Consider the following 15,161-nt stretch of genomic DNA (forward strand, 5'->3'; position numbering starts at 1 on the left):
CTTCGCCCCCGCCAAGGGGCTCCGCCCCCTGGGCCCCCGGAGGACAAGGCCCGTTCGGAAGCCGAGGAACTCAGCGGAGGTAGGGGCGGCGGGGGCGACAACCAGCCCGGAGTAACCCGGTCGCGTGCGTCCTACACCCACCGCTAGCGTGCCGCCCATGACCGCATCCGCATCCCCTACCCCCTCCTCCGCCAACCCCCGATTCGCCGAGGCGCTCACACGGTTGGGGCTCGACGAGATCCACGCACGGATTCGGCGGTTCCCGGAGGAGACCCGTACCGCCGCCGAGGCCGCCGCGGCGATCGGGTGTGAGTTGAGCCAGATCTGCAAGTCACTGGTGTTCGCGGCGGACGGCGAACCCGTACTGGTGCTGATGGACGGCGCCTCCCGCGTCGACGTCGAGCTCGTACGCCGGGAGTTGGGCGCCGAGAAGGTGACACGGGCCAAGGTGGACGTCGTACGGGAGACGACCGGGTACGCGATCGGTGGCGTGCCGCCCTTCGGGCACCGGACGAGAACCCGTGTCCTCGCGGACCGTTCGCTGCTGGAGCACGACACCGTGTGGGCCGCCGCGGGCACCCCGCACGCCGTGTTCCCCATGGAGCCCAAGAGCCTGATCGCACACGCGGGCGGCACGCTGGTCGATGTGCGGGAGCGGACCGCGTGACACCTGCCGTGGCCGCTGCCGTTCTCGCCGCCGCGGTCACCCACGCCGTCTGGAACGCCATCGCCCACCGCATCACCGACAAACTGGTCGCCTTCACGCTGATCTCCGGCGGCGGCGCGCTCATCGGCCTCGCCGCGATGCCCTTCGTACCGTTCCCGGCCGCCGGGGCGTGGCCGTATCTGGCGGCGTCCGCAGCGATCCACCTCATCTACTTCGCGCTGCTCATGCGGTCGTTCCGGCTGGGCGACTTCGGGCAGGCGTACCCCATCGCCCGCGGCAGCGCCCCACTCGTGGTGACCGTCCTGGCGGCGGTGTTCGCGCACGAGGTGCCGGACGGCTGGGCGGCGGCGGGTATCGCGCTGAGCTGCGCCGGGCTGACCGGGGTCGCTCTGTGGGGCCTGCGCGGGCGCCGGCCGCACTGGGCGGCGATCGGCGCGGCGCTGGCCACGGGGCTGTCGATCGCGCTGTACACGGTGGTGGACGGCCTGGGTGTCCGGGCCTCCGGGTCGTCCGTGGGATACATCGCCTGGCTGATGGCGGTCCAGGGGACGGTGCTCCCGGCGTACGCCGTGTACCGCTGGCGTGCGGAGACCGTGCGGGTGCTGCGTCCGTTCACCGGCCTCGGGCTGCTGGGCGCCGCGCTGTCCGTGTCGGCGTACGGGCTGGTCCTGTGGGCCCAGACCCGCGCCGAACTGGCGCCCATCGCGGCACTGCGCGAGTCGTCGATCATCGTCGGAGCGGCGATCGGCGCGGTGTTCTTCAAGGAGCGGTTCGGGGCGCCGCGGATCGTGGCGGCGGGGGTGCTGGTGGTGGGGATCGGGCTGATGCTGCGCTCCGGGTAGGCATCGGCGGGTACGGAGGCGCACCCTGGAAGCAGCGGTTCCGGAGGTGATCGTCATGATGCACACCGCAGTCGGATGGCATGTCGAGCTGGAATTCGAAGAGGATGACCACCGCACTCGCGCGGCGGCGCTGCTACGGCTTCCCGACGGGAACGAGGTACGGGCCCACGGGTACGCCACGCGCCACCGCACCGACTCGAATCAGCCACGGGTCGGTGAGGAGATCGCGGGGGCGAGGGCCCTCAACGAACTGGCGATGAAGCTGCTCACCAAGGCGCACGAGGAGATCGACGAGGCGTCGGGGCGTACGTCGCACCCGATCGCCCTCTGACGATCACCCACTGAACGTGCGCGCCCGGTGAGCGACACGTGCGCACCGGGTGAGCCACCATGTCACCGCGTCACGGCACGGCCCGTTCCGGGCAGTTGGGCCCGGAGCGGGCCGGCTCGCGTCAGTGCCCCGGGTCAGTGGCTCGCGATCGCCGTCCGTACCGCCCGCACCAGCGCCTGCGGCCGGGGGTCCGCCGTCACCGTCCTGCGCAGGCCGTTCGTGACGTAGCCGAAGGCGGTCCCGGAGGCGGGGTCGGCGAAGCCGAGAGCGCCTCCGCGGCCGGGGTGGCCGAAGGAGCCCGGCCCCAGCAGGGGGGACGCGCCGCCGTGCAGCATGTAGCCGAGGCCGAAACGGGTGTTGACGACCAGGGTGCGGTCGGGGCCCGCGGACTCCTCGGCGCGGGCCGCCTCCGTGGTCGCCGGCGTGAACAGCCGAACCCCGCCGTCCACCTCACCGATCAGGGACGCGTAGAAGCGGGCCAGCCCGTCCGCCGTAGCGATGCCGTTGGTGGCGGGGAGGGCGGACGCGCGGTACGCCGGGTCGTTCTGGTCGGGGAACGGGGTGATCGCGGCGAAGGCCCGGCGGGTGAGGGACGACGGGTCGTCGTAGGCCTCGGCAACCGAACGCTTCGGGCGGACGCGCAGGCCCGTGGAGGCGGGCTCGGGTGTCTCGATACGGCCGACGCGGCCCACGCGGCCCGCCGCCTCCTCCGACTCCGGCAGCCCCAGCCACAGGTCCAGGCCCAGCGGCCCGGCGATCTCCGCTGCGATCCAGTCACCGGTCCCCGATCCCGTGACGCGGCGCACCAGTTCGTCGAGCATCCAGCCGTACGTCAGCGGGTGGTAGCCGTGGTCGGTGCCCGGCTCCCAGGCAGGGGTCTGCGCGGCGACCGCCTCGGGGCCCCGGCGCGGGTCCAGCGCCTCCTCGGGGGTCAACGGGCGGTCCAGGAACGGGAGTCCGGCCCGGTGGTTCAGTATGTGCCGGACCAGCAGCCGCTCCTTGCCGTGTGCCTTGAACTCCGGCCAGTACTCGCCGACCGGCGCGTCCAGGTCCAGTTCCCCGCGCTCGGCCAGCACGAGGGGTACGGCGGCGGCGACGCCCTTCGTCGCCGAGCGCATGATCTGCGCGGTGCCGTGTTCCCAGGGCGCGTCACCGTCGACGTCGCCGTCCACGTCCCGGGTGCCGCCCCAGAGGTCCACGACCTTGCGGCCGTCCCGGTACACGGCGACGGCCGCGCCCCGCTCCCCCAGCGTCTCGAAGTTCCGTACGAACGCGTCCCTGACCGGCTCGAAGCCCTCGGCCACTGTGCCGTTCACGTTCACGCCCGCCACTTCCCTCCGGATCACCTACGACAGTGGGTGCAACACCCATCCATCGCCTGCGATTCCTCAGCCCAGCACGATCGTGACGTCGACGTTCCCGCGCGTCGCGTTCGAGTACGGGCAGACCTGGTGGGCCGCGTCCACCAGCTTGGACGCGATGTCCTGGTCGAGGACGGGGAGGGAGACGCTGAGGGCGACCGCGAGGCCGTAGCCGCGCTGCCTGTTGGGGCCGATGCCGACCTTCGCGGCGACCGTGGAGCCGGTCAGGTCGTAGCCCGCGCGGCGGCCGACGAGGACCAGCGCGTTGTGGAAGCAGGAGCTGTACCCGGCGGCGAACAGTTGCTCCGGGTTCGTGCCGTCGCCGTCGCCGCCCATCTGCGGCGGCATCGCGACCTTCAGCTCGATGTGGCCGTCCTGGCTGGTGACGTAGCCGTCCCTGCCGCCGTGCGCGGTGGCCTCGGCCACGTACATGATCTTTACGGGACGGGTGTCGACGGCGGTGGCGCCGGTGTCGAGGGCGGTGGCGCCGGCGCCGCTCCCAGCCGTGGCACCGCCTACAGCCGTGGCGTCGGTGCCGTCCTCAGTCGTGGCGTCTCTCGTTTCCATCGTGGCCGGCTCCCCCCGGGTCAAGTGTGCACGAGTACATCGTGCACAAGGTACTCGCCAGTAGGGGCATGTTCCCACCAGGGGGTAGCAACCGTGGGTAACACCGAGGTCAGCGGCTGCGGGCGGCCACGCCCTCCGCGCGCTCCGCCAGTCGGCGCAGCTCTCCGCGCAGCCGCACCACCTCGGCCGGGTCCAGCCCGCCGGCCGCCAGCAGGGTCTTCGGCACGCATTCCGCGCGCTCCCGCAGCTCCTCGCCCCGCCCGGTGAGCGCGACGAGCACCGACCGCTCGTCGCGCGCCGACCGCTCACGCCGTACGAGATCCGCCGCCTCCAGCCGCTTCAGCAGCGGCGACACCGTGCCGTAGTCGAGCCGCAGGGCGCCCGCCAGCTCCTTGACCGTGATCTCGCCGCGCTCCCAGAGGACGAGCAGGACCAGGTACTGCGGGTAGGTGAGGCCGAGCTCGTCGAGCACCGGGCGGTACACGGCCGTCACGGCGCGCTGGGCCGCGTACAGCGCGAAGCACAGCTGGTCGTCGAGGAGCAGCGACCCCTGCCGCCCGGCGTGCTCCCGGTCCTCCTGCCAGTCCTCCTGCCGGTCCTCCCGCTGGTGCTCCTGTCGGTCCTCCTGCTGGTCCTCCTGATGCGTCACGCGCCCATTGTCACGGACCGCGGATCGAAGCCGAAAGGCAGCTCCAGGCGGTGGGCGCGCATCAGCTCGTCGTCCGCGAGGAGCTCGCCGGTCCTCCCGTCGGCCGCGATCACGCCCTCGCTCAGGATCAGCGAGCGCGGGCACAGTTCGAGGGCGTACGGCAGGTCGTGCGTGACCATGAGGACGGTGACGTCCAACGACCGTAGGATGTCGGCCAGTTCACGCCGGGAAGCGGGGTCGAGGTTGGACGAGGGCTCGTCCAGGACCAGGATCTCCGGCTCCATCGCCAGCACCGTCGCCACGGCCACCCGGCGCCGCTGGCCGAAGGAGAGGTGGTGGGGCGGTCGGGCCTTGAACTCCGCCATGCCGACCCGTTCCAGCGCCCGGTCCACGCGCGCCTCCAGCTCGGCGCCCTTCAGCCCGGCCGCCGCGGGCCCGAAGGCCACGTCCTCCCGCACGGTCGGCATGAACAGCTGGTCGTCCGGGTCCTGGAAGACGATGCCCACGCGCCGCCGGATCTCGGCCATGTGCTGCCTGCCGACCGGGAGTCCGGCGACCTTCACCGTCCCGGCGCCCGCGGTGAGGATGCCGTTGAGGTGCAGCACGAGGGTGGTCTTCCCGGCGCCGTTCGGCCCGAGCAGCGCGACCCGCTCACCGCGCGCGAGCGTGAAGTCCACGCCGAACAGCGCCTGGTGGCCGTCGGGGTAGGCGAAGGCCAGACCGGCCACTTCCAGCGAAGGTGCCGTCACATCAGTCACATCAGTCACAGTGCCCATCCCAGCAGACAGACGACGAGGGCGGCGCACGGGAGGGTGAGGGCGTACGACCACTGCGCCCGGGACGCGGTCACCTCGTCGATCACGGGCATGGAGCCCGCGTAGCCCCGGCTGATCATGGCCAGGTGCACGCGTTCGCCCCGCTCGTAGGAGCGGATGAACAGCGCGCCCGCGGACTTGGCGAGCACGCCCCAGTGCCGTACGCCACGGGCCTCGAACCCCCGGGACTCCCTCGCGATCCGCATCCGCCGCATCTCGTCGGTGATCACGTCCCCGTACCGGATCATGAAGGACGCGATCTGGACGAGGAGCGGCGGGAGCCCCAGCCGTTGCAGCCCGAGGAGCAGTTCGCGCAGTTCGGTGGTGGCGGCGAGGAGGACGGAGGCGGCGACGCCCAGGGTGCCCTTGGCGAGGACGTTCCAGGCACCCCACAGGCCGTTGACGCTCAGCGACATGCCCAGGACGTCGACGCGTTCGCCCTGTGCGACGAACGGCATCAGCACGGCGAAGGCGACGAACGGGACCTCGATCAGCAGCCGCTTCAGCAGGAAGGAGGCCGGTACGCGGGCCGCGTACGCGACGGTGCCGAGCAGTGCCGCGTACAGCGCGAACGCCCAGACCGCCTCGCGCGGGGTGGACACCACGACCACCACGAAGGCGAAGACCGCCGTGAGCTTGGTGTGCGGCGGCAGGGCGTGCACGGGCGAGTGCCCGTGCCGGTACAGCTTGTGCGTGTGGCCCGCCCCCATGTCAGACGTTCTCGGGGATGTCGGACGTGGACGCCGGGGAGGTCTCGTTCGTACGGCGCTTCCGTACGGCCCAGAAGACGCCCGTCCCGGCGACGACGGTGACGCCGACGCCGATCACGCCCGCGAGACCGCCGGAGAGGCGGGCGTTGGTGACGCCCTCCACGCCGTAGTCGGCGAGCGGGGAGTCGGCGGTCGCGTGGTCCTCGGCCTTGGCGTCGATGCCCTTGTCGGCGGCCACCTTCTCCAGGCCGTCGGGGCTGGCGGAGGCGTAGAAGCTGACGAAGCCGGCGAGGACGAGGGAGGTGGCGAGGCCGGCGAGGAGCAGCTTGCGCGGGGACCGGGCGGCAACGGGTGCGGGCTCGGGCTCGGCGGCCGGGGCGTCGACGAGTTCGCCGTTGACGCGCAGCTTCAGCGGGGCGGTCAGGCCGCGGGCGCCGTACACCAGGTCGGGCCGTACGGCGATGACGGCGCCGACGGTGAGCGCCGTGATCGTCGCCTCTCCGATGCCGATCAGGACGTGGACGCCGACCATGGCGGTGAGGACCTGCCCGATCGGTACGTCCGTGGTGCCGCCGACCGCGTAGACGAGCGTGAAGGCGGCGGCGGCCGCGGGCACGGAGAGCACGGCGGCGGCGAAGGCGGAGACGGTGATCGACGGCCGCTTCTTCGGCAGGACCTTCACCAGGCCGCGGAAGACGGCGTACGCGACGACCGTCGTCACGACCGCCATGACGGTGATGTTCACGCCGAGGGCGGTGAGGCCGCCGTCCGCGAACAGGATCCCCTGCATGAGCAGGACGACGGACACGCACAGCACCCCTGTGTAGGGGCCCACGAGTATCGCGGCGAGCGCCCCGCCCAGCAGATGCCCGCTCGTTCCCGCGGCGACCGGGAAGTTCAACATCTGCACGGCGAAGATGAACGCGGCGACCAGCCCGGCGAGCGGTGCCGTCCGCTCGTCCAGCTCGCGCCGGGCACCGCGCAGGCTCACCGCGACGGCGCCTGCCGCGACGACTCCGGCGGCCGCCGAGACGGGGGCGTTGATGAATCCGTCGGGCACATGCATGGGAGGGCTCGCTCTCCTGCTCCGGGTCTGTCGCGCGTCGGCGGCTCACCGGCTGCGTACGGGTGGCTGGAACCGTACGATGATAGTGCCTTGTTGCGAACATCTTGCAAGAGCGCCAAGTCGCCAATAGCTGGAGCGCGACCTTACCGGGCAAGCGGGGACGGGCATGGCGGGCCGGGCTGGGCTGGGCCGGACCGCGGAACATATGCGACATTGGACAGACAGATACCGGATGCACAGGTTCTGTTTAGGTCACTCTGCGTGAGGAGTCGTCCGATGTCCGTCGTCGAGCAGTACGCGCGAGCCCATGTCGTCACGGACTCCCCGGAGGCGGAGGACGCGGTCCCGGTACTCCTCCGCTACGACTCCGAGGCCGACCCGCTCTCCGTCCACGTCAACCTCCCCGGCCTGCACGAGGGCCCGCACGACTGGGAGTTCTCCCGCGACCTCATGGAACGCGGCCTGAGCGTCCCCGCCACCAGCGGCGGCGTCAGCATCTGGCCCTGCGGCCGGGTCCAGGCGGTGATCGAGTTCCACTCGGCCGAGGGCGTGGAGGTCATGCAGTTCGACTCCCACGCCCTGCTCCGCTTCCTGCGGCGGACGTATACGGCGGGGGCGCCGGTGGGGCGGTGACGATCTCCTCGACGACGAAGCGTGCGTCGAGCGGCAACGGCGTGGGGCCCGACTCCGAAGGTCGGGCCCCGGCGGTATGTCCTACACGGGGACCGTGAGGGTGGCCGTGTAGCACTTCTCCACGCTGCCTTCCAGGGTGGCCATCTGCTGGTCGTAGCCGTCGCTGAAGATGTTGTCCGTCTCCAGGGACAGCTGGCCCAGGTTCTGGACACTGCTGCTGTAGCCGTCCGTGGCGTACACCTTGTCGCAGACGTCCTTCGGGAAGGCGAGCTGGGAGGTGTTGGTGATCGACTGGGCGGCGGTGGCGTCCTCCAGGCTGCCGTACACCTCGAAGTGGATGTGCGGCCAGCGGCCCGCGTAACAGCCGGGGAAGATCGACTTGAAGGTCACCTGGCCCTTGTCGTCGGTCTCCTGGACTCCTCGCAGGTAGTTCTCCTCGGTGACGCCCTCGGAGTAGAGGGAGTAGTTGCCGTCCCGGTCGCAGTGCCAGAGGTAGACGGCGGCGCCCTTCTTCGGCGTACCGCATCCGGAGGCCGCGTCGACGACGGTCAGCGTCACGGTCAGCGGCACGCCCTCGGCGGTGGCACTCGCCGAGCCGAAGCTCTTCGTGATGTCGCTGCGGACGACCCCGCTCTCCTTGAGGACGTTCACGCCGTTCGAGCCGTCACCGGGGTACGGGCCGGCCGTCTCGTTCGGGATGACCTCGCAGCTCGCGTCGGAACCGGACGCGCTCGACGACCCGGAGGACGACGAGGACGAGGCCGCGCTCCCGGAGTCGTCGGAGGAGCAGGCCGCCAGCGGGACCAGGCTCGCGCCGGCCAGCAGTCTGATCATGCGGCGCCGGGCGAGGACCGGCAGGTCGTAGGAGAGACCTCTGTCGTGCTCGTGGTCGTCGTCGTGGCCGTGGCTGTGCCCGTGGCCGTGGAGTGCTTCGCTCATGGTGCCGAACCGCGCTTTCCGTGCGTTCCCGTCATGGAGTGGGCGCGATGCTATAAGCGCTGTCTGTCCGGTTCCTGTGAACGGATTGTCAGTCTGCCGAGAGACGCGTGAGGAAGCGGGTCCAGGTGGTGGGGGCGGTGGCCACCTCGACGCAATCGCCGCGAGGCGTGTCCATCCGGTCGGTCGGTCCTGTGCCGCGGGTCACGCCGGACCGAGCCCCTGACGACCGCCCGAGACCGTGCCCCTGACGACTGCCCGAGCCCGAGCCGCTGACCACGGCAGCAGGAAGCCGGTGAGGGCATCCCGTCCCCACGGTGCCCTCACCGGCTGGTCCTCGAAGCGGTGCCGTCGCGTCAGACGCGTGCCAGCTGCCGCTCCTCGTCCGGATCCGTGTCGCCGGCCCTGGACCCTCCGGCCCTGGACCCCCCGTCCTCGGATCCTCCGTTCTCGGATCCTCCGTTCTCGGATCCTCCGTCCGCGGACCCGGAAGCGTTCGGCTCCGTGCGCAGCCCCTCACCCTCCACGTCCACGTTCGGCAGGGCCCGGTCCAGCCACTTCGGCAGCCACCAGGCCTTCCTGCCCAGCAGCGCGAGCACCGCCGGGACGATGGCCATACGGACGACGAAGGCGTCGAAGAAGACGGCGACCGCGAGGCCGAAGCCGATCATCTTCACCATCTGCTCGGTGGAGCCGATGAAGCCCGCGAAGACCGCCATCATGATGACCGCCGCGGCCGTGACGACCCGGGCGCTGTGCCGGAAGCCGGTCACCACCGCCTGGCCGGGGCGCTCTCCGTGGACGTACGCCTCGCGCATGCGGGTCACCAGGAAGACCTCGTAGTCCATCGCCAGGCCGAAGACCACACCGACCATGAAGATCGGCATCATCGACATGATGGGGCCGGTCTCCTCGACGCCCATGAGTCCGGACAGCCAGCCCCACTGGAAGACCGCGACCACCGCGCCCAGCGCGGCGAGCACGCTCAGCAGGAAGCCGAGGGCCGCCTTCAGCGGGACCAGGATCGAGCGGAAGACCACGATCAGGAGCAGGAACGCCAGGCCCACCACCAGCGCCAGGTAGGGCAGCAGCGCGTCGTTCAGCTTCTGCGAGACGTCGATGTTCACCGCCGTGGCACCCGTGACCAGGACCGTCGCGTCCGTGTCGGCCTTGATGTCCGCACCCGCTCCACGGATGGTGTGCACCAGGTCCTCGGTCTGCGTCGAGGACGGCTTGGAGTCCGGGATCACGGTGATCATCGCGGTGTCGCCGGCCTTGTTGAACGTCGCCGGGGTCACCGACACGACGTCCTTCATGCCCTTGATCTCGTCCGTCACCGTGGTGGCGGCCGCCTTCGGGTCGTCACTCGCCTTCGCGTCGACCACGACCATCAGCGGGCCGTTGGAACCGGGACCGAAGCCCTCCGACAGCGTGTCGTACGCCCGGCGCTGTGTCGTGGACGTCGGCTGCGCACCGTCGTCGGGCATGCCCAGCTCCAGCTGGGTCGCCGGGATGGCCGCCGCACCCAGGCCGAGCACGCCGAGGAGGAGGACGGCGACCGGACGCCGGACCACGAAACTCGCCCAGCGGGTGCCCATGTTGGGTTTGGCCTCGCCACCCTGTGAGCTCTGCGGGCTCTGCGAGCTCTTTGGGGCCTGCGGGCTCTGCGAGCTCTGCGGGGCCTGCGGGCTCTGCGGGGCCTGCGGGCTCTGCGGGGCCTGCGGGCTCTGCGGGGCCTGCGCCTTCTTCTTCGCCTTGCGGCCCAGCAGCCCGCTCTTCCCACCCGCCGGCTGGATCCTGCGGCCCGCGTATCCGAGCAGCGCCGGGATCAGGGTCAGCGCGATGAGGACGGCGACGGCGACCGTGCCCGCCGCCGCGACACCCATCTTCGTCAGCATCGGGATGTTGACGACGGCCAGCCCCACCAGCGCGATCACCACCGTCAGGCCCGCGAAGACCACCGCCGAGCCCGCGGTGCCCACGGCCCGCCCGGCCGCTTCCTCACGGTCACGGCCCTCGGCCAGCTCGCCCCGGTAGCGGGAGACGATGAACAGCGCGTAGTCGATGCCGACGGCCAGGCCGATCATCGACGCGAGCGTGGAGGTCGTGGTGCCGAGATCGAGCGCGTTGGCCAGGGCGGTGATGGCCGAGACGCCGATGCCCACACCGATGACCGCGGTCAGCAGCGGCAGCCCGGCCGCGACCAGCGAACCGAGGGTGACGACCAGGACGACCGCGGCGACGGCGATGCCGATGACCTCGGCGGCGCCGGTGTGCGGGACCGCCTGGAGCACGTCGCCGCCGATCTCGACGGTCAGCCCGGCGTCCCGCGCCTCGTCCGCGCTCTCCTCCAGCGCGTCCTTGGAGGAGTCCTCCAGCTCCATGCCGGGGACCTCGTACCTGACCTGCGTGTACGCGACCGTCCGGTCCTTGCTGAGGGACCGGGTCTTGTACGGGTCGGTCACGGAGACGACCTCGGAGCCGGTGCGCAGCTCCTTGACGGTCTGCCGGACGGCCGCCTTGTTGCCGGCGTCCGTCATCTTCTCGCCCGAGGGTGCCTTGAAGACGACGCGGGCGGTCGCTCCGTCGGCGGCGGCGCCGGGGAAGCGTTCCTCCAGCAGGTCGAAGGTCTTCTGGGCCTCCGTGCCGGGGATCGAGAAGGAAGTGGAGCCCGCGGCGGGCGCGTTGGCCGCCCCGACGCCGGCGAGGGTCAGCAGGGCCACCCAGAGGAGGGCGACGAAGTGCCGTCGCCGGAAGGCGAGTCGGCCGAGTTTGTAGAGGAACGTGGCCACGGGGGGCGTACTCCCGTCCAGGTCGTGGATGAGTATGCGGGCAGGGGTGATCAGCCCGTGCGGGAGCGCGTGCGGAGGCAGGGGTGATCGACTCGCGGGGAGGCGGGGCCGGTCTGCCCGTGCGGGGGCACGTGCGGGGCAGGGGTGGTCAACCCGACGACGTGAGCGGTGGCGTCAGGTGGTGCTGGACTGCCGGTCGGGCAGTGATCGCGGGGGTGTCTGTCGGACGGGGGTGTCTGTCAGACGGTTCGCACGCCGAGGGCGGGGAGGATCACGGCGTCGATGTACGAACGGAGGAACTCCTGCGTCGGCGGCAGTTCGTCGAGCAGCGTCCGGGTGGCGAAGGCACCGAGCATCATGTGCACCACGTACTCGATCGCCGGGTTGTCCGCACGGACCTCCCCGCGGTCGACGGCGCGCTGGATCACCCGCTGGAAGTCCGCCATCTCCGGATCGACCAGGAACTCCCGGAACGCCTGGAGGAGTTCGGGGTTCATGTGCACCGCCATGAACAGGCCCCGCATCAGCGCGGAGTTCTGTTCCATGGCGCAGTCGTCCTCGCGCTGGACCAGGGCGTGGAGATCGCCCCGCAGGGACCCGGTGTCGACGTCGGTGATGCTGCCCGGCTTGTTGAACCGGATCGCCTTCGCCACCAGCTCGGCCTTTCCGCCCCACTGGCGGTAGAGGGTGGCCTTGCTGGACCGGGTGCGGGTGGCCACGGCGTCCATGGTCAGGGCGTCGTAGCCGACCTCCCGGAGCAGGTCGAGCACGGCGGCGTACAACTCGGCCTCGCGCTCGGGCGTGATCCGACTGCGTCGCGCCGTCGCGGTCTCAGTCATCCCACTCACCTTCTCCCTGCTTCGCTTTCCCCACTCGCGCTCGGGCGGGCGCAGGACAGCCTAGTAGGACAACTGCCCGACGCCGTTCCGAACGAAACGGTTTCGTACGTGCACGACGGTACCCCGGGATCTTGCGAAACGAAACCGTTTCGTACGTGTTCCAGGTCACCACGTCACAGGGGCCGTTCACGCGGTGCCCTTCCCGCGGTGCCGTCACGAGTTGCCGCGGCCTCTTCCCGGGCAAAGCATGGGTAGGTGAGCGAGTACGAGACCGCCCCCGGCTATCTCCGCTTCCCCCACCTGAGCGGCGACCGGCTCTGTTTCGTGACCGAGGACGACCTGTGGCTGGCGCCCCTCGACGGCCCGGGCCGTGCCTGGCGGCTCACCGTGGACCGGTCGAAGGCCGCGCACCCGCGCTTCTCGCCCGACGGCCGCCACATCGCGTACACGAGCTGGCGCAGCCTCGTCCCCGAGATCCATCTGACGCCCGTGGACGGTGGGCCCACGAGACGGCTCACCTACTGGGGCAACGCCGACACCGAGGTCCGCGGCTGGGACCCCGAGGGCAACCTCCTCGCGGTCGCCTCGCACGGCCAGCCCTTCTCCCACTTCACCTGGGCCTACAAGGTCCCCACGGACGGCGGCCCGGGCGGCCGGCTGCCCTGGGGCCCGGTCTCCGACATCCAGGTCGCCGACATCGACGGTGAACGCCGGACACTGCTGCTCACCGGCACCCCGCCGCACGAGCCCGCCTCCTGGAAGCGGTACCGGGGCGGAGCCACGGGCCGGCTGTGGCTGCACGGGCAGCGGCTGCTCGCCGGCCTCGAAGGCCATCTCCACTCCCCCATGTTCGTCACCGGACGGATCGCCTTCCTCTCCGACCACGAGGGCACCGGCAACCTGTACTCCTGCGCGTACGACGGCTCCGACCTGCGCCGCCACACCGACCACGACGCCTTCTACGCCCGGCACGCCTCGTCCGACGGCACGCGGGTGGTGTACCAGTGCGCGGGTGACCTGTGGATCGTCGACGACCTGTCCCCCGACTCGGCCCCGCGCCGCCTCGACGTACGTCTCGCCGGCCCGCGCGCCGGGCGCCGTCCGTACCAGGTGCCGGCCGCCCAACACGTGGACGGGATCTCCGTCGACGAGACGGGCCGGGCCAGCGCCGTGGTGGTCCGCGGCAGCCTGTACTGGCTGACGCACCGCGACGGGCCCGCGCGCACCATCGCCGACATCCCGGGCGTACGGGTACGGCTGCCCGAGATGCTCGGGGCGAGCGGGCAGGTGGCGTACGTGACGGACGCGGAGGGCGAGGACGCCGTCGAGATCGCGTATCTGCCGCGGGCCGGCGACACGGGCAAACCGCGCCGCCCGGCCTCCGGTGAGCTGGGACGGGTGCTGGAGCTCGTGTCCGACCCGGCGGGCGAGCGGCTCGCCATCGCGTCGCACGACGGACGGCTGCTGCTCATCGACGTGTCCACCGAGGAGGCGGCCGTCACGGAGATCATCCGTTCCGGCAACGGCCCCGTACGGGACCTCGCGTTCTCCCCGGACGGGGCCTGGCTGACCTGGTCGCACCCGGGGATCGGGCGGACCCTGCGCCAGATCAGGATGGCGCGTATCTCCGGAACCGGGCACGACCAGGAGGCCCGGCAGATCGTCGACGTCACCAACGGCCGCTTCGAGGACGAGAACCCGGTGTTCACGCGCGACGGCCGCTATCTGGCGTTCCTCTCCTGGCGCGGCTTCGACCCGGTCTACGACGTGCACACCGGGGACCTGTCCTTCCCGCTCGGCTGCCGCCCGTACCTCGTCCCCCTGTCGTCGGCGACGCCCTCGCCCTTCGCGCTGAACCCCGACGGGCGGCCCGTGGCCGGGGGCCTGGACCCCACCGAGGACGAGGAGGAGACCGGCGACGGAACGGTGACCGTCGAGACCGAGGGCCTGGAGAACCGGGTGACGCCCTTCCCGGTCACGGCCTCCAAGTACTCGGCGCTGCGCCCGGTCGCGGGCGGCGGCCTGGTCTGGCTGCGGTGGCCGATCTCGGGCGCGCTGGGCGAGACGTTCGCGAATCCGGACGACCTGTCCGGCCGCCCGACCCTCGAGCACTTCAACATCACCAAGGCCAAGCGGTCCGAACTCGTCGAGCACCTGGACTGGTTCGGGGTCAGCGGGGACGGCTCGCGGCTGGTGGTCGTGGACGAGGGCGACCTGCGGGCGGTGCCGTCCACCGAACCGGGCGACAGCGACAGCACCACCTGGATCGACCTGCGGCGCGTCCTCCACCAGGTGGACCCGCCGGCCGAGTGGCGGCAGGCGTACGCGGAGGCCGGGCGCATCATCCGCGCGTACTACTGGGACCCGGACATGTGCGGGATCGACTGGGACGCGGTGCTGGCGCAGTACCGGCCGCTGGTCGAACGGGTCGCGTCACCCGACGAGTTCGCCGATCTGCTGCGCGAGGTACTCGGAGAACTGGGCACGTCCCACGCGTACGTCGTGCCGGCCCGCCGCAACGAGGGGCCGCCGCACTACCAGCGGCTGCAGGGGCTGCTGGGCGCCAACTTCGTCCGCCGGGACGGCGGATGGCAGGTGTCCCGGATCCTGCACGGTGACTCCTCCGACTCCAAGGCGCGGTCGCCGCTGGCCGGTTCCGGAATCCGTGAGGGCGCCGTGCTCACCCATGTGGACGGGCGGCCGGTGGATGTGGTGACGGGCCCGTACCCGCTGCTCTCGGGAGCGGGCGGCTCGACGGTGGAACTGACGTTCGCGCATGCGGAGGGCGTGGAACCCCCGAGGCGCGTGGCCGTCGTCCCGCTGATCGACGAACGGCCGCTGCGGTACCAGGACTGGGTGGCCAAACGGCGTGCCGTCGTACGGGAGTTGAGCGACGGCCGGTGCGGCCGACGAGCAGGAGCGGGGCGCGTCCGCGACTGACCCGGGTTACCGT

At 71.5% G+C, this 15,161-nt stretch carries 13 protein-coding genes and 1 pseudogene; 5 read left to right on the top strand and 9 right to left on the bottom strand.

Annotated features, from left to right (window positions below; genetic code table 11):
• The first annotated feature begins 157 nt into the window (after positions 1–157).
• Genes FNH04_RS25465 through FNH04_RS25475 form a run of 3 tightly spaced genes read left to right on the top strand, consistent with a single transcriptional unit; the run spans position 158 to position 1,840 of the window.
• Positions 158–667: a YbaK/EbsC family protein gene (locus FNH04_RS25465; protein WP_152788076.1), complete on the top strand. Its 510-nt coding sequence runs from the start codon at positions 158–160 to the stop codon at positions 665–667.
• Entirely contained in the window at positions 664–1,509 is an 846-nt protein-coding gene (locus FNH04_RS25470; RefSeq protein WP_322723828.1) for a DMT family transporter, read from the top strand. Before FNH04_RS25465 ends, FNH04_RS25470 begins: the two co-directional genes overlap by 4 nt.
• A 55-nt stretch (positions 1,510–1,564) precedes the next feature.
• Entirely contained in the window at positions 1,565–1,840 is a 276-nt protein-coding gene (locus FNH04_RS25475) for a DUF1876 domain-containing protein (RefSeq protein WP_152788078.1), read from the top strand.
• 134 nt (positions 1,841–1,974) lie between these two features.
• Here FNH04_RS25475 and FNH04_RS25480 read toward each other — a convergent pair whose 3' ends face one another.
• From FNH04_RS25480 to FNH04_RS25505, 6 genes are all read right to left on the bottom strand, one after another.
• Positions 1,975–3,162, bottom strand: coding sequence for a serine hydrolase domain-containing protein (locus FNH04_RS25480; protein ID WP_322723830.1), 1,188 nt, complete (start codon positions 3,160–3,162; stop codon positions 1,975–1,977).
• Between the two features lie 66 nt (positions 3,163–3,228).
• Positions 3,229–3,633 carry an organic hydroperoxide resistance protein gene (locus FNH04_RS25485; protein WP_152788094.1) on the bottom strand — a complete coding sequence of 135 codons (405 nt, stop codon included), beginning with the start codon at positions 3,631–3,633 and terminating at the stop codon, positions 3,229–3,231.
• Positions 3,634–3,877: 244 nt separating this feature from the next.
• The gene (locus tag FNH04_RS25490; protein WP_152788096.1) at positions 3,878–4,312 is read right to left on the bottom strand and encodes a MarR family winged helix-turn-helix transcriptional regulator; all 435 of its coding nucleotides are present in this window, start codon (positions 4,310–4,312) and stop codon (positions 3,878–3,880) included.
• 101 nt (positions 4,313–4,413) lie between these two features.
• Positions 4,414–5,193, bottom strand: coding sequence for an energy-coupling factor ABC transporter ATP-binding protein (locus tag FNH04_RS25495; protein ID WP_152788080.1), 780 nt, complete (start codon positions 5,191–5,193; stop codon positions 4,414–4,416).
• Positions 5,181–5,942 carry a cobalt ECF transporter T component CbiQ gene (gene cbiQ / locus FNH04_RS25500; protein WP_152788082.1) on the bottom strand — a complete coding sequence of 254 codons (762 nt, stop codon included), beginning with the start codon at positions 5,940–5,942 and terminating at the stop codon, positions 5,181–5,183. Before cbiQ ends, FNH04_RS25495 begins: the two co-directional genes overlap by 13 nt.
• A gap of 1 nt (position 5,943) precedes the next feature.
• Positions 5,944–7,008: an energy-coupling factor ABC transporter permease gene (locus tag FNH04_RS25505; protein ID WP_152788084.1), complete on the bottom strand. Its 1,065-nt coding sequence runs from the start codon at positions 7,006–7,008 to the stop codon at positions 5,944–5,946.
• A gap of 276 nt (positions 7,009–7,284) precedes the next feature.
• On the opposite strand from FNH04_RS25505, the gene FNH04_RS25510 reads away from it, so the two are divergent.
• The gene (locus FNH04_RS25510; protein WP_152788086.1) at positions 7,285–7,641 is read left to right on the top strand and encodes an SsgA family sporulation/cell division regulator; all 357 of its coding nucleotides are present in this window, start codon (positions 7,285–7,287) and stop codon (positions 7,639–7,641) included.
• 81 nt (positions 7,642–7,722) lie between these two features.
• Here the strand turns inward: FNH04_RS25510 and FNH04_RS25515 are convergent, their stop codons facing one another.
• The 3 genes from FNH04_RS25515 to FNH04_RS25525 form a co-directional block, all read right to left on the bottom strand.
• A complete protein-coding gene (locus FNH04_RS25515) occupies positions 7,723–8,580 on the bottom strand; it encodes an intradiol ring-cleavage dioxygenase (RefSeq protein WP_152788088.1) in 858 nt (285 codons plus the stop codon).
• Positions 8,581–8,933: 353 nt separating this feature from the next.
• On the bottom strand, positions 8,934–11,369 hold the full coding sequence (locus FNH04_RS25520) for an MMPL family transporter (protein ID WP_322723834.1): 2,436 nt from the start codon (positions 11,367–11,369) through the stop codon (positions 8,934–8,936).
• Between the two features lie 239 nt (positions 11,370–11,608).
• Positions 11,609–12,208: a TetR/AcrR family transcriptional regulator gene (locus FNH04_RS25525; RefSeq protein ID WP_152788092.1), complete on the bottom strand. Its 600-nt coding sequence runs from the start codon at positions 12,206–12,208 to the stop codon at positions 11,609–11,611.
• Positions 12,209–12,463: 255 nt separating this feature from the next.
• Here FNH04_RS25525 and FNH04_RS25530 point away from each other — a divergent pair.
• Positions 12,464–15,115, top strand: a pseudogene (locus FNH04_RS25530) (S41 family peptidase); the annotation flags it as partial.
• Positions 15,116–15,161 lie beyond the last annotated feature (46 nt).

The organism is Streptomyces phyllanthi, assembly GCF_009377205.1.
In the GTDB taxonomy this organism is placed as follows: domain Bacteria; phylum Actinomycetota; class Actinomycetes; order Streptomycetales; family Streptomycetaceae; genus Streptomyces; species Streptomyces phyllanthi.

Bases quoted from the DNA above. Each gene is read 5' to 3' on its own strand.
- FNH04_RS25465 (WP_152788076.1), top strand. From the start codon at position 158: ATGACCGCATCCGCATCCCCTACCCCCTCCTCCGCCAACCCCCGATTC.
- FNH04_RS25475 (WP_152788078.1), top strand. From the start codon at position 1,565: ATGATGCACACCGCAGTCGGATGGCATGTCGAGCTGGAATTCGAAGAG.
- FNH04_RS25485 (WP_152788094.1), bottom strand. From the start codon at position 3,633: ATGTACGTGGCCGAGGCCACCGCGCACGGCGGCAGGGACGGCTACGTC.
- FNH04_RS25495 (WP_152788080.1), bottom strand. From the start codon at position 5,193: ATGGGCACTGTGACTGATGTGACTGATGTGACGGCACCTTCGCTGGAA.
- cbiQ (WP_152788082.1), bottom strand. From the start codon at position 5,942: ATGGGGGCGGGCCACACGCACAAGCTGTACCGGCACGGGCACTCGCCC.
- FNH04_RS25505 (WP_152788084.1), bottom strand. From the start codon at position 7,008: ATGCATGTGCCCGACGGATTCATCAACGCCCCCGTCTCGGCGGCCGCC.
- FNH04_RS25510 (WP_152788086.1), top strand. From the start codon at position 7,285: ATGTCCGTCGTCGAGCAGTACGCGCGAGCCCATGTCGTCACGGACTCC.
- FNH04_RS25515 (WP_152788088.1), bottom strand. From the start codon at position 8,580: ATGAGCGAAGCACTCCACGGCCACGGGCACAGCCACGGCCACGACGAC.
- FNH04_RS25525 (WP_152788092.1), bottom strand. From the start codon at position 12,208: ATGACTGAGACCGCGACGGCGCGACGCAGTCGGATCACGCCCGAGCGC.